Annotated in this window: 11 protein-coding genes; 9 read left to right on the forward strand and 2 right to left on the reverse strand. The window is 61.4% G+C overall.

Features of this window, described 5'->3' with window-relative positions:
• The first annotated feature begins 10 nt into the window (after positions 1-10).
• Positions 11-637 (forward strand): LysE family translocator, encoded by a 627-nt coding sequence (locus tag HX875_RS24065; RefSeq protein WP_017479988.1) that lies wholly within the window; start codon positions 11-13, stop codon positions 635-637.
• On the opposite strand, the gene HX875_RS24070 is transcribed toward HX875_RS24065, so the two are convergent.
• Both HX875_RS24070 and uraH read right to left on the reverse strand, forming a co-directional pair.
• On the reverse strand, positions 634-5,856 hold the full coding sequence (locus HX875_RS24070) for a dermonecrotic toxin domain-containing protein (protein WP_177046283.1): 5,223 nt from the start codon (positions 5,854-5,856) through the stop codon (positions 634-636). The genes HX875_RS24065 and HX875_RS24070 overlap by 4 nt on opposite strands.
• A gap of 156 nt (positions 5,857-6,012) precedes the next feature.
• Entirely contained in the window at positions 6,013-6,366 is a 354-nt protein-coding gene (gene uraH, locus HX875_RS24075; protein WP_088426303.1) for a hydroxyisourate hydrolase, read from the reverse strand.
• A 459-nt stretch (positions 6,367-6,825) separates the two neighbouring features.
• Here uraH and puuE point away from each other — a divergent pair, with 459 nt between their 5' ends.
• The 8 genes from puuE to HX875_RS24115 all read left to right on the forward strand — a co-directional run bounded on the left by puuE (position 6,826) and on the right by HX875_RS24115 (position 14,073).
• Positions 6,826-7,752, forward strand: a complete 927-nt coding sequence (gene puuE / locus HX875_RS24080; RefSeq protein ID WP_177046285.1) for an allantoinase PuuE — start codon at positions 6,826-6,828, stop codon at positions 7,750-7,752.
• The gene (gene uraD, locus HX875_RS24085) at positions 7,749-8,264 is read left to right on the forward strand and encodes a 2-oxo-4-hydroxy-4-carboxy-5-ureidoimidazoline decarboxylase (protein WP_177046287.1); all 516 of its coding nucleotides are present in this window, start codon (positions 7,749-7,751) and stop codon (positions 8,262-8,264) included. Before puuE ends, uraD begins: the two co-directional genes overlap by 4 nt.
• Before the next feature lie 81 nt (positions 8,265-8,345).
• A complete protein-coding gene (gene alc / locus HX875_RS24090; RefSeq protein ID WP_010176096.1) occupies positions 8,346-9,341 on the forward strand; it encodes an allantoicase in 996 nt (331 codons plus the stop codon).
• A 121-nt stretch (positions 9,342-9,462) separates the two neighbouring features.
• Positions 9,463-9,966: an ureidoglycolate lyase gene (locus tag HX875_RS24095; protein ID WP_010176097.1), complete on the forward strand. Its 504-nt coding sequence runs from the start codon at positions 9,463-9,465 to the stop codon at positions 9,964-9,966.
• Between the two features lie 50 nt (positions 9,967-10,016).
• Positions 10,017-11,318 carry a urate hydroxylase PuuD gene (locus tag HX875_RS24100; protein ID WP_087694785.1) on the forward strand — a complete coding sequence of 434 codons (1,302 nt, stop codon included), beginning with the start codon at positions 10,017-10,019 and terminating at the stop codon, positions 11,316-11,318.
• 181 nt (positions 11,319-11,499) lie between these two features.
• Positions 11,500-12,852 carry a nucleobase:cation symporter-2 family protein gene (locus tag HX875_RS24105; RefSeq protein WP_177046288.1) on the forward strand — a complete coding sequence of 451 codons (1,353 nt, stop codon included), beginning with the start codon at positions 11,500-11,502 and terminating at the stop codon, positions 12,850-12,852.
• Positions 12,853-12,895: 43 nt separating this feature from the next.
• Positions 12,896-13,291 carry a hypothetical protein gene (locus tag HX875_RS24110; RefSeq protein ID WP_177046290.1) on the forward strand — a complete coding sequence of 132 codons (396 nt, stop codon included), beginning with the start codon at positions 12,896-12,898 and terminating at the stop codon, positions 13,289-13,291.
• Positions 13,288-14,073 (forward strand): outer membrane protein OmpK, encoded by a 786-nt coding sequence (locus tag HX875_RS24115; RefSeq protein ID WP_003209104.1) that lies wholly within the window; start codon positions 13,288-13,290, stop codon positions 14,071-14,073. Before HX875_RS24110 ends, HX875_RS24115 begins: the two co-directional genes overlap by 4 nt.
• The last annotated feature ends 19 nt before the right edge of the window (positions 14,074-14,092 follow it).

A 14,092-nucleotide genomic window follows, 5' to 3' on the forward strand; every position in this document is an offset into this window, starting at 1 on the left:
GAGGAATGCAATGAGTCTGGAAACCTGGCTGCTGTTCAGCGGCGCTGCGCTGGTGGTGATCCTGATCCCCGGCCCCCTGTCCTTGCTGATGATCAGCAACAGCCTGAACTACGGCCTGCGCCGTTCGTACCCGGCCTTTCTCGGCGGGGTGATTGCTTCGATCTGCCTGTTGAGCGCGTCGGCGCTGGGTCTTGGGGCCTTGCTGTTGGCGTCGGAACAGCTGTTCAGTGCACTGAAAATCGTCGGTGCGGTGTACCTGTTCTACCTAGCCTGGCAGAGCTGGCAGCAATCCCGGCAACCCTCCCACGGCGCCGACGTGCCGCAAGTGGCCGCCACTCCGCGTTTTCGCGCGTTGTTTGGCCGGGCGTTTGTACTGGGTGCAAGCAACCCGAAAGACATTCTGTTTTTTGCCGCCTTCCTGCCGCAATTTCTCAGCGCCCAGCAGGCCTTTCTCCCGCAGTTGCTGATCATGATCGCCACCTGGACCGTGCTCGACCTGCTGTGCAAGCTGGCCTACGGCCTCGGTGCCCATGGCGCCGCGCGTTACCTGCGCAGCGGCAAGGGCCAGAGCTGGTTCAACCGGATCAGCGCGGGGCTTTTTTCCGGGGCCGGGGCGGCCTCATTGTTGAGCCGCTAGAGGTCCGTCAGTTTGACGAAGTACACCGTGGCGCTGTTGGAGCGGGTGTCATGATGTATGCCCGCGACGATCCTGACCAGGCGCCCCTCTGCCAGCGCCCGCAGGACCGACTGGTGCGCTTGCGCCCGCCCCAGGACCTTCGACCCGGCGTTGCTGCGCAGCCAGGCGTCGGACAGTTGCACCAGGCGTCCCGAGCCCAGGGCAATGCTCGGTGTTTCGGTCCAGCGCGTCAGCACGTAATACAGGTTGTTCGACTTCGGATGGGTGCAGACAAAGTTGACCAGGGTGGCCGGGCTGCCTTTGCGCAGCGTCTGCAGCACAAACCCCTGCCGCTCCAGCACTGACCTCACAGCGGCTTGCGCCGCAAGGGGTCGGGCGTTGTCCAGTGCCCTCGCCGTATGGGCGAATAACCTCGGATCAAGGGCGGTCGGCGGCTGGAAATCCACGCGTTCCAGGCCCGGCGCCTGCCCTGCAAGCCCAATATTGACACTGACCTGGCGCCTTCTTGAAACAGGCCTGAGCATGCGCAATAAATCATCCGTTTGCCCAGCCAGTGCGGGCGCAGGTGGCAGCCAGTCGTCCAGCGTCGCGCGGATATTGAGGATCCGGGTCGCGGTCATCGAGCGTCCGGAATCCGCCAACTCAATCAGGCGCTCCGTCACAAAACGCTGGCTGGCCTGGGTCAAACCGGGAAATGCCATGCCCACCGACGTTGACAAGGGATGGCTGAACAACGGTTCGCGAGGGATCCACGCCTGATTCCCGCCCCAGGTGGCCGGTATGGGTTGCTCGCTTATCACGCCGGGTATCAACCAGCGGGCCAGCTCATCGCGGGCGATAGCTGAGGGCAACTCGGGGGCTCTTAAAAAAATCACGCCGTCCGGTACGGTCGAACCATTGGGTAGCAGTTCGTAGTAATGGCTACCCAGTTTTACCGCGTCATAGCCGGGCGCACCCGGAACCCGATGCAGCTGGCGTGACGCCGAAATCTCCGGTACTGCCTGCTCATTGAGCTGGCGGCCCCAGGGATGCCAGTGGGTGGAGGCCAATGGTGGTTGCCGCTCCACCCGTTCGACATGGGAGGCCGATGGCGCCACCCACTCTGTACCGCCCGCCGGCGCTTCCCATGGTCGCCGTATGCCGGAGCTTGGGCCCGCCCGAGGCGTAGGTGGCGCATCGGCGCCCAGCAGCCACTCGCCAGGCTCCTCGATAGTCAACAACAGTTCGTTCTGGCCGCTGTCCCTGGCGTTTTTCAAGCGCAACGCCGACTCGTCCCGGCGTCGATAAACCGGATACGCATGGCTGTCTTCGGCGACGAACTGCTGGCCGCCCTTCACATGGCTGCCTTTGTTGATCGGCCCATTCAAAGGCACCGCCCCTTCCAGCGTGAGGTCCTTGCGATACACTTCAACCCCCCTGAAACCCTTGGCTACGCGCGCGAATCCGGGGTTGATGCTGCCACCGCCAGGGAGCCGTGGCGAACGGCGGATCACATTCAAGGCCGAGACCATCGATACTCGCCTGACAGGCAGGCCAGGCTTGGGAACTCCTTTGCCCAGCGGGAACAGGGTCATGGCCACGTCAGCAATCAGGATCAATGCGGCAAAGCCGGTAGCGATGCCATCGCGAGCGTCACTGCTGTGGTGAAAGCGCCGGGCGGCCGACAGCACCTCGTAGAGATTCACCCCGACACTCACGCCAGGGATAAACGACAACAGCCCGCGCACCCGCGCCGCCGATTGCTCGCCCAGGCGCAGTTGCCGATAACTGACAAGGTCCCTGGCAGAGTTGGCAACCGCCTGTACGTCGCGCTGCATCGCCAGTACCCGGGCGTGCGTCAGCATGCGCAGCAGATCGCCGCCGGTGGTCGGGGTAATGCCTAGCCACTGCTGGGGCGCCTGTTCGATCTGCTCGCGAATTTCTTTTTCAATCTCCACCAATGCCGCCGCCGGCTGCGAACGCCGCACCGCGAACCAACCCCGGAGCACTTGCGCCATGATCCACAGGGGCCCAAGGGAAAAGGGCCAGATTGCTCCCCATCCTGACAGAGTCTGGTAGGTACGATCAGGCGTGCCACGGGTTGGCCGAACCGCCACCGGGTAGCTTTCCAGGGCTTGCGCCTCCCAGCCGGGAGCGATGGATTGAGCCAGCACTTCAAGGTTTCCAGGGCTCAGCGCCGCCGTCATTAATGCTTGCCGCGCCGCTGCCACACTGTCGTGCTCGGTCAGCGGTGGATAGCCCTTCACCGCCGGCCAGTAGAGCAGTGTCTTGCCCAGCACTCGGTCATCAATCACCAGCACCCCGGCGACATGCCGCGGCTGCTCCAGGGTGAGTGCCGCCAGATGCACACAGCACAGTTGTAAGTGATGACCATTTCTCTTCAAATCCTCGGGCGTCCTGGCCGCCAGGGCTGTGGAGAACGCACTCAACGCACCCTCACTCAGCCCTTGCTGCCGGGCGCTGAAATGATCCCGCCGTGCACGCTGCAACCATGGCCGCTCCAGCAGCGCCGTGGGCAAGCTGGCCGGCGCCCCGCTGGCATCCGGATAGAACGTGCGGGTGATCAGTCGCTCATACTGGCCCGCCAGGTCCAGGCCGGCGATCAGCCGGGTCAAGTCCTCGGCTGGCAGATGCTGCGCCCACAAGGGCTCAAGGTAGTGGCTGTAGTGCAGGCGCTGGCGCGTCCAGGGCGCTTCGGCGTCCAGGTTGTGCAAGGCCAACTGCAACAGACTGTAGGTATGCCGCTCCTGGCTGATCACCGTCCGAACCCCGGAATCCCCCGCCGGACGCTGTGGATGAGATTCCCAATGGGTGCTGACATCGTCGGGCATGTCCAGGAACGGCGTGTCGATATCCAGCAGCGAGGGCAGCCCCTCGCGCTTTAATCCCTCGACCAGGGTCTTGCGGGCGAATACCTCAAGGCTCGGCAGCACATGCCCCAGTTCCTGCTCAAGAGCACTGGCACTGGCCAGGTAATGCGTGTGCAGACGCTGATAGCGCTTGCGCAGCGGGCGCGAAGCACTCGCAAGCCACGCCGGCAATGTGTTGGCCTGGGCCACCGCCAGGCGCAACACACTGATATTGGCGAACGCCTGGGCACGCGCGGTGCTGAGGGGCAGACGCAGGCTGTCGGCCAGCTCGCGGGCGAGCAAGGTGCGTGTCAGCGCCAGGTCCGTGACCTCGCTGAACGGTCGCCCGCCCTGGCCTACCCAACGGTCGGTCTGCGCGTAGCGATTGATCTGTTCCTTGAACGGATCGGACAACACGTTGCCTTCCATCGCCTCGTAGTACACGAGTGTCGGCTCGCTGGCCGCCAGTGCCTGGATTACTTCGCGGGCATCCCGCCGTTGATCCTGCGGGATGCAGTGCCAGAGCATCGAACCGTCCGGGCTCTTGAGGCTCGCGTCAAGGCTGGCGGACAACTTATCCAGCGAGCCGAAGGCCTGAAAGCCACCGTACTTTCCAGGCACCTGGAGCACCACAGGTTGCAAGCGTTCAGGATGGCTGAAGGCTTCCCGGGTGGTGACGACCAGCACCCCGAGCAATCGGTAGAGCGGCTGCCGCGCGCGCCCGATGGACAGTTGCAGGACCCGGGTGGTGCTGGCCGCCCGGTCGCTGGCGAGTGGCGCTGTGTACACCTCGGTCAGCAACATGCGCTCGACCTCATCCAGCAACCCCAGCCGATAGTAAAGGTGCGCGTCTTTGATCAAGGCCAAACGCTGGGCATTGAGCCGTTGTACGCCTCGACTGGAGGTCGAACCGGGCCGTTTTTCCAGCCAGAAAGCCCTGTCGCCCAACCGATGTTCCTGACCATCCTGCATCCCGTGCAGCGTCTCTACGTGTTCAAGCCATTGCCTTTGCAAGGTTTCAACCTCGCTGAAAGGCCGGTAGTCCTGGCTCAGGTCGGAAGGGTTCAGCAACGCCAACAAGCCTTGCTCATGACGCCGCACCAACGCCTCGGCGGTGCCCATGGCCAGACCCGGCGTCAGTGCGGCGCAGCTGACTTGCGACGCCCGGCGCTGGCGGTCCCACTCCAGCAGTTGCTCCACGGCTACGCGCAACAGTTCGTCGGCAGGCGACCGACGCCGGGCCTGTTCAACCCGGCGCAATCGTTGGGACGCGCTCCACGAGACGCTTCCCCGATCAATACTCACCCTGGATGCATGACGCGCCAACAGGCAGTCCCGTTCGTTGTCCCGCTGAAGGTCCAACTGCGCCAACGCGCTGTGCCTGAGTGCATCCCCTGCCAACGTCGGCCCACGGTGTACCCTGAAATCCTCCGCCAACCCGTGCCGACGCCGCAGGGGCAACTGCTGCCAGAGGGTAGCTCGGTGTACACCGTTGATCAGTGCGGGCAACTTGAGCTGCATCTGGGCCAGGCTGGTGAACTCGTGAAACCACTGGCCAAGCCCTGGCAGGTAAACCACCTGGCGTTTGTCCAGGGCGTCTCCCGAACGGTAGATATGCAGCGCGCCGGCCAGGGGCACTTCGCTCCCGGCCTCCGACGGCCACAGCACCGGGCTGACCTGCAAGCGCTCCCAGGCACCGCCAGCCTGCGTACGGGCCTGCGGAGTCGGCGCATCGAGAATGCCCAGCGCCATGGCAAACCCATGATCCGACAAGTCGTACAGCGCATGGGCGAGGTACGCACGTTCAGCGAAGGCCTCGAGGTGCACTTGCACCCACCGCTCCTCCCGGGACAGCGCGCTGCCAAATGCCAACCCTTGCCAATAACCGGACATCGCTGCCTGGATTTGCCCAGGCAAATCCAGGGCATTGACCTTGTGCAACACCTCGCTGACGCTGAACGGCAATGTACCTGTGGTATCACCTTGAAGGCTCAGGGTGGTGTAGCGATTGATGTTGATCGGGAACTGCGGGTTATCCAGCAGGCCCAGTGCCCGGTCGGTGAGGCTATCCACCGCCTGCGGCCCGCCCGGCGTCACCGGCTCGCTGAACAGCAGGCGGTCGGGGTCGAGGTCGAACGCTTCACGCAGCGCCTTGCGCACCACACGATGGATACTCGGCGCCTGTTCCAGCAACCGCCGCAGCTGCCTGTTGGCCTCGCGGCAGCGCACTTGGGCGCCCCGCAGCTGGTTGATGAACCGGCTGGGCCTGGGGCTTGATTCAATCCTGCGGGTCAGACGGTGACGAAGGCGTGCCAGCTCGTCCAGGGCGTCATCGGGGTCAGGTTGGGGAGAATCGGGGTCGGTAGTCATGTCGCCATCGGTTCCAGATGAAAAACCGAGGGTAAGCAGCGCCTTGATCTACAGGGCCTTACATAGTTAGGCCGATCACCAGGCAAAAAAAAGCCCGCAGTGTGAGCGGGCGAAAAACCAACGAAGAGCTTTGGGGGTGTGAAGCGCGGTGACGACTCAGCTACCGCGATAGGTCGAGTAGCTGTAAGGCGAAATCAGCAAAGGCACATGGTAATGATCCTGCTCGGCACTGATGCCGAAGCGCAGCACCACCACATCGAGAAACGCAGGCTCGGGCAGTTGCACACCGCGGGCGCGGTAGTAATCACCGGCGCTGAACTGCAACTGGTAGACACCACTGCGGTAGTCATCGCCTTGCAGCAGCGGCGCATCGCAGCGGCCGTCGCTGTTGGTCAAGGTACTGGCCACCAGCTCAAGCTGCGTGCCTTCGACACGGTACAGCTCAACCTTGATCGCGCTGCCGGGGCAGCCGTGCGCGGCGTCCAATACGTGTGTAGTCAAACGTCCCATAGCGTCTGCGCGCCTCCCGAAGTCAGTAAAGTGAAAGACCGCACCTTTTCAGGGCACTGAAAAGGCCGGCGATGACTGATTAAGACACTTTTCAAAAAAATTGTACACAATAAATTCAACAAGCTCGTTTTCCGTTACTGGCGCCGATTCTTTAGGAGCGAGCTTGCTCGCGAAGATCGTCAACGATAATGCAGCGCTTCAGGGTTACCGAGGCGTTCTCAGGGTTTTCGCGAGCAAGCTCGCTCCTACAGTGAATGAGGTTTTTTCAATTTAGTTGACCAGTCAGGCAGGTTTCTTGCAATGCTATCCTGCAAAGACCCTGCGGAAAAAATGCAGAAATACAGGCTTACAAAGTGCGCATCAAGTTGTATACAATCAGTCATCGTCGTGACGCCATCCAGTCTTTCCGCTGCCCGGCCGCCACACACACCGCTACCACGAACAAGAAGGAAGACTGCAGTGAGCGCTGACTACCCACGCGACCTGATCGGTTACGGCAGTAACCCTCCTCACCCACACTGGCCAGGCAAAGCCCGTATCGCCCTGTCGTTTGTACTCAACTACGAGGAAGGCGGCGAGCGCAATATCCTGCATGGCGACAAAGAGTCGGAAGCCTTCCTCTCGGAAATGGTGTCGGCGCAGCCGCTGCAAGGCGAGCGCAACATGAGCATGGAGTCGCTGTACGAATACGGCAGCCGGGCCGGCGTGTGGCGCATCCTCAAGCTGTTCAAGGATTTCGACATCCCGCTGACCATCTTCGCCGTGGCGATGGCCGCCCAGCGCCACCCGGACGTGATCCGTGCGATGGTCGCCGCCGGCCACGAGATCTGCAGCCACGGCTACCGCTGGATCGACTACCAATACATGGACGAGGCCCAGGAACGCGAGCACATGCTCGAAGCGATCCGCATCCTCACCGAACTCACCGGCGAACGCCCGCTGGGCTGGTACACCGGGCGCACCGGCCCCAACACCCGGCGGCTGGTGATGGAGGAAGGTGGCTTCCTCTACGACTGCGACACCTACGACGACGACCTGCCCTACTGGGAACCCAACAACCCGACCGGCAAGCCGCACCTGGTGATCCCCTACACCCTGGACACCAACGACATGCGCTTCACCCAGGTCCAGGGTTTCAACAAGGGCGACGACTTTTTCGAATACCTCAAGGACGCGTTCGACGTGCTGTACGCCGAAGGCGCGGACGCCCCGAAGATGCTCTCCATCGGCTTGCACTGCCGCCTGATCGGCCGCCCGGCACGCCTGGCCGCCCTCAAGCGCTTTATCGAATACGCCAAGGGTCATGACCAGGTGTGGTTCACCCGCCGCGTCGATATCGCCCGTCACTGGCATGACGTACATCCTTTCCAGGGAGCCGCCAAATGACCGCGTTCCAGACCTTGAAACCGTCGACCCTGAGCCGCGACGCATTCGTCGCAGCCTTCGCCGACATCTACGAACATTCGCCATGGGTGGCCGAAAAGGCCTTCGACCTGGGCCAGGACGCGTCGATCGACGAGATCGAAACCCTGCACCAGCGCATGAGCGACATCCTGTTGAGCGCCGATCACACCAGTCAACTGGCCCTGATCAACGCTCACCCGGACCTGGCCGGCAAAGCGGCCGTCCAGGGCCAACTGACCCAAGCCAGCACCGATGAGCAAGCTGGCGCGGGGATTCACCAATGCTCGAGCGACGAGTTTTCTCGCTTCACCGAGCTGAACGATGCCTACAAGGCCAAGTTCAAGTTTCCCTTCATCATGGCGGTAAAAGGCAGCAACCGGCATCAGATCCTCGCCGCGTTTGAAACGCGCATTCACAACTCGGTAGACGCCGAGTTCAAATGCGCACTGGCCGAGATCAATAAAATCGCGTTGTTCCGATTACTGACTCTTTAAGCAAACCTGGCCCGAGCGATTCATGAACGCCCAGGGCCTCGCGAGCATCCCAAGCCACTCTATTTAAGGCAGACAAGAAGAATGAAAGCTTACGCCGTACCTTTCGAGAAGTTCGTCAACCTGGCCGACGCACGCCTGGGCACCAAGATCATCTCTGTCACCGATGACTGGTTCGCCGACGCCAACCGCCTGTTCCAGCCGACCCCGGCCGTGTGGAAGGAGGGCGTTTTCGATGACAACGGCAAGTGGATGGACGGCTGGGAGTCGCGCCGCAAGCGCTTCGAAGGCTACGACAGCGCCGTGATCCGCCTGGGCGTACCGGGTTCGATCAAGGGCGTGGACATCGACACTTCATTCTTCACCGGCAACTTCCCGCCATCGGCGTCCCTGGAAGCCTGCTTCCTGGCGTCCGGCGAGCCGGATGACAACACCCAGTGGGTTGAAGTGCTGTCGGCTGTAGAGCTGCAAGGCAACAGCCATCACTTCCACGAGATCAACAACGACCAGGCCTTCAGCCACCTGCGTTTCAATATCTACCCGGACGGTGGCGTGGCCCGCCTGCGTGTGTACGGCATTCCGTTCCGCGACTGGTCGGCCGTGGGCGACAACGAACAGGTTGACCTGGCTGCGGCACTGAACGGTGGCCGTGCACTGGCCTGCTCCGATGAACACTTCGGGCGCATGAGCAACATCCTCAACCCGGGCCGTGGCATCAACATGGGCGACGGCTGGGAAACCGCACGTCGTCGTACGCCGGGCAATGACTGGGTGATCGTCGCACTGGGCCACCCGGGCGAGATCGAGAAGATCGTGGTCGACACCCTGCACTTCAAGGGCAACTACCCGGACACCTGCTCGATCCAGGGCGCCTTTGTGAAAGGCGGCACCGACAGCCAGATTGAAACCCAATCGCTGTTCTGGCGCGAACTGCTGCCGGCGCAGAAACTGGAAATGCACGCTGAACACACGTTTGCCGAGCAGATCAAGGCGCTGGGGCCGATCACTCACATCCGCCTGAACGTGTTCCCGGATGGTGGTGTGAGCCGCCTGCGGGTTCTCGGTAAGGTAGCGAAATAAGCGGCGAACCGAAATCTGTAGGAGCCCGGCTTGCCGGCGATGGCGGTCTCACGGACGCCATCGCCGGCAAGCCGGACTCCTACACAGAAATCACATCATTCAAAAGATTAAGAAGACAGCCATGCGCACACTGATGATCGAACCCCTGACCAAAGAAGCCTTCGCCCCTTTCGGAGACGTTATCGAAACCGATGGCAGCGATCACTTCATGATCAACAACGGGTCGACCATGCGCTTTCATAAACTGGCGACGGTGCAAACCGCCACGCCAGAAGACAACGCGATCATCAGCATCTTCCGCGCCGACGCGCAGGACATGCCGCTGACCGTGTGCATGCTGGAACGACACCCGCTGGGCAGCCAGGCTTTCATTCCGCTGCTCGGCAACCCCTTTCTGATCGTGGTCGCGCCCGTTGGCGATGAACCTGTATCGGGCTTGGTCCGCGCCTTCGTTACCAACGGCAGGCAGGGCATTAATTACCATCGCGGCGTCTGGCACCACCCGGTGCTGACGATCGAAAAGCGGGATGACTTCCTGGTGGTTGATCGCAGTGGCACAGGCAATAACTGCGATGAGCATTTTTTCAAAGAGGATGAGCGGTTGATCCTCGCCCCCCACCAATAAGAGAAGGTCTGATCACTCGACGACAGAGTGACAGGCGAGAGGTAAAGACTGTGGAAGCACATTTGATGGAATGGCTGAACCTTAGCGTGCGCTGGGTTCACATGATCACCGGCGTCGCCTGGATCGGCGCTTCGTTCTACTTCGTCTGGCTGGAAAACAACCTCAATCGCGTCAACCCCAAGGACGGCCTCGCCGGGGACTTGTGGGCGATCCACGGTGGCGGTATCTACCACCTGGAAAAATACAAACTGGCCCCGCCGACCATGCCAGACAACCTGCACTGGTTCAAATGGGAAGCCTACTTCACCTGGATGTCCGGCATCGCGCTGCTGTGCGTAGTGTTCTACGCCAACCCGACCTTGTACCTGCTAGCCCCGGGCAGCAGTCTCAGCGGTCCGGAAGGTGTGTTGCTGGGCCTCGGCTCGTTGCTGGCCGGCTGGTTCATCTACTCCTTTCTGTGCGACTCGGCCCTGGGCAAGCGCCCTGCCCTGCTCGGTTTGATCCTGTTCGTGCTGTTGATTGCCGCCGCGTACGGCTTCAGCAAAGTGTTCAGCGGCCGTGGTGCGTACCTGCATGTGGGCGCCGTAATCGGCACCATCATGGTGGGCAACGTGTTCCGCATCATCATGCCGGCCCAGCGTGCGCTGGTGGCGGCGATTGCGGAGAACCGCACACCCGACCCGGCGCTGCCGGCCAAGGGTCTGCTGCGCTCACGTCACAACAACTACTTCACCTTGCCGGTGCTGTTCATCATGATCAGCAACCACTTCCCGAGCACCTACGGCAGCCAATACAACTGGCTGATCCTGGCGGGTATCGCGGTGGCGGCGGTGTTGGTGCGTCACTATTTCAACACCCGTCATAACAGCCAGAAATATGCCTGGACCCTGCCTGTGGGCGCGCTGGCGATGATTTGCCTGGCCTACGTGACCGGCCCAAAACCGGTGGCGACTGCACCGGATGTGGCCAAGGCGCCAGCAGCCATCGAGTACCAGCCGCTGCCGGAAACGGCGTTGGGTGGCGGGCTTAAGCCAGCTGCGCCAGCAGCACCTGCACCGGCACCCGCCGAAGCGGCACCGGCCCAGGCGTCGATTGATTTTGACAAGGTCCACGGGGTGATTCAGGAGCGCTGCGCGGTGTGCCATTCGGCCAAGCCCACCAGCCCGCTGTTCAGTACGGCACCGGCCGGCGTGATGTTCGATACGCCGCAGCAGATCCAGCAAATGGCGCCGCGCATCCAGGCACAGGCCGTGGCCAGCCAGATCATGCCGCTGGGCAACATCACCCAGATGACCCAGCAGGAGCGGGACTTGATTGGCACCTGGATCACTCAGGGGGCGCGTACCAACTGACTGATTAACGCAGGACCCAATGTGGGAGCTGGCTTGCCTGCGATAGCGATGTTGAATTCACCGCCGCTATCGCAGGCAAGCCAGCTCCTACAGTTGAGAGTTGCGGTGTGCTTTGACGAATGAGTTCCACCCGGCAATTGAATGCCGAACAACACAACAATAAAAAGATTCGAGGTGTTGCATGTCCCAGTTAGAAACGCAGATTCCTGCCGCGCCTCCCATGGTGCGGCTTCCCCTCTTGCAACTGATTCTGGTAGGCCTGCAACACGTCTTGCTGATGTACGGTGGCGCCGTCGCCGTGCCTTTGATCATCGGTCAGGCCGCGGGCCTGAGCCGTGAAGAAATCGCCTTCCTGATCAACGCCGACCTGCTGGTAGCGGGCATCGCAACCATGGTGCAGTCGTTCGGCATCGGCCCCGTCGGCATCCGCATGCCGGTGATGATGGGCGCCAGTTTCGCCGCAGTCGGCAGTATGGTGGCCATGGCGGGCATGCCCGGTATCGGCCTGCAAGGGATCTTCGGCGCCACCATCGCCGCCGGCTTTTTCGGCATGCTGATCGCGCCGTTCATGTCCAAGGTCGTGCGCTTCTTTCCGCCGTTGGTGACCGGCACCGTGATCACCGCCATCGGTCTTTCGCTGTTTCCCGTCGCGGTCAATTGGGCCGGCGGCGGTGCTGCGGCCTCCACGTTTGGCTCACCGATTTACCTGGCGATCGCCGCACTGGTGCTGGCCACCATTTTGCTGATCAACCGTTTCATGCGCGGCTTCTGGGTGAACATCTCGGTGCTGATCGGCATGGCCCTGGGCTACGGGTTGTGCGGCATGATCGGCATGGTCGACCTCAGCGGCCTCGCGCAGGCGCCGTGGGTACAAGTGGTGACGCCGCTGCATTTCGGCATGCCCAAGTTCGAGTTGGCGCCGATTCTGTCGATGTGCCTGGTGGTGGTGATTATCTTCGTCGAGTCCACCGGGATGTTCCTCGCCCTGGGCAAGATCACCGGCCAGGACGTCACGCCGAAGATGCTGCGTCGCGGCCTGTTGTGTGATGCCGGCGCGTCGTTTTTTGCCGGGTTCTTCAACACCTTTACCCACTCCTCGTTCGCGCAGAATATCGGCCTGGTGCAGATGACCGGCGTGCGCTGCCGCTCGGTGACGATCATGGCCGGTGCGTTTCTGATTGTGCTGAGCCTGCTGCCCAAGGCCGCGTTCCTGGTGGCCTCGATTCCTCCCGCAGTACTGGGCGGCGCGGCGATTGCCATGTTCGGCATGGTGGCGGCCACCGGGATCAAGATTCTGCAGGAAGCCGACATCGCCGACCGCCGCAACCAGTTGCTGGTGGCGGTGAGTATCGGCATGGGTTTAATCCCAGTGGTGCGTCCTGAGTTCTTCGCGCAACTGCCGCTGTGGATGAGCCCGATCACCCACAGCGGTATCGCCATGGCCACGATCAGTGCGCTGTCGCTGAACCTGTTATTCAACATTCTGGGTGGCGCCGAACGCGCTGCCGCAAGCGAACTCGCTCACCAACACTGATTCCTGCGTCACAACAAAAACAATAACGATCAGGGAACACACCATGCACGCCATTCACCCGGGGCCGGCCACGCGCCGTGCCCCATTCTCGCCCCGCGCGCTCTGTAACGGCGCACTTGAGCACAGGCCTGGGAGTCAGTATTCTCGGCGCCCGCTCAAATCGACTCAAAAAAAAACAGCAAATGTAAAAGCTGACTGCAAGGCCAACTTATCCCGGCCCCAAGTCCGCAGCCAATGTGTGCAAAAACTCTCCGAATTCGACTGTGTTCATCACAGCCGACGGGGATTTTTTGGCTTTTTAAACACCTTGGCGCAGCTCTTGCTAAAAGCATTAAAGCTGACCGAACAGACGATTTTTGCGGCAAGCCAAAAGACGCCACACCAGAGCGTCCGCTTAGAAAAAAAACCAGAAACCTTTACCTCGGGAGCAACCGAATGAAACGTACTGTGAACAGCCTGATGCTGGCAGGATCCCTGCTGGCCGGGGGCCAGGCCATGGCGGGTGATCTGCTGCAGTGGCAGAACAACAGCCTGACTTATCTGTGGGGCAAGAACTTCACTGTTAACCCGCAGATCCAGCAAACCGTGACCTTCGAACACGCTGACGCGTGGAAGTACGGTGACAACTTCTTCTTTCTCGACCGCATCTTTTACAACGGCAAGGAAGACGGCAACGTAGGCCCAAGTACTTACTACGGTGAGTTCAGCCCGCGCTTGTCGTTCGGCAAGATTTTCGACAAGGACTTGTCGTTCGGTCCGATCAAGGACGTGTTGCTGGCGTTCACTTACGAGTTCGGTGAAGGCGATAACGAATCGTACTTGCTGGGCCCGGGCTTCGACTTGGCAATCCCTGGTTTCGACTACTTCCAGCTGAACTTCTACCAGCGCCAGACCGAAGGCAATCGCCCGGGTGACGGCGTGTGGCAGATCACTCCGGTGTGGTCGTACACAATCCCGGTGGGCAACTCCAATGTGTTGATCGACGGCTTTATGGACTGGGTGGTGGACAACGACAAGAACGCCCGTGGCACTTACCACGCCAACCTGCACTTCAACCCACAGATCAAATATGACCTGGGCAAGGCGCTGCATTGGGGCGAGAAGCAGTTGTATGTCGGTATCGAGTACGACTACTGGAAGAACAAGTACGGCATCCAGGACAGCGGCGCGTTCGAGACCAATCAGGACACGGCGAGCCTGTTGGTGAAGTACCACTTCTAACCACACCGCATATCCCCTG

Origin of the sequence: Pseudomonas yamanorum (assembly GCF_013386765.1) — a bacterium.
In the GTDB taxonomy this organism is placed as follows: domain Bacteria; phylum Pseudomonadota; class Gammaproteobacteria; order Pseudomonadales; family Pseudomonadaceae; genus Aquipseudomonas; species Aquipseudomonas yamanorum_A.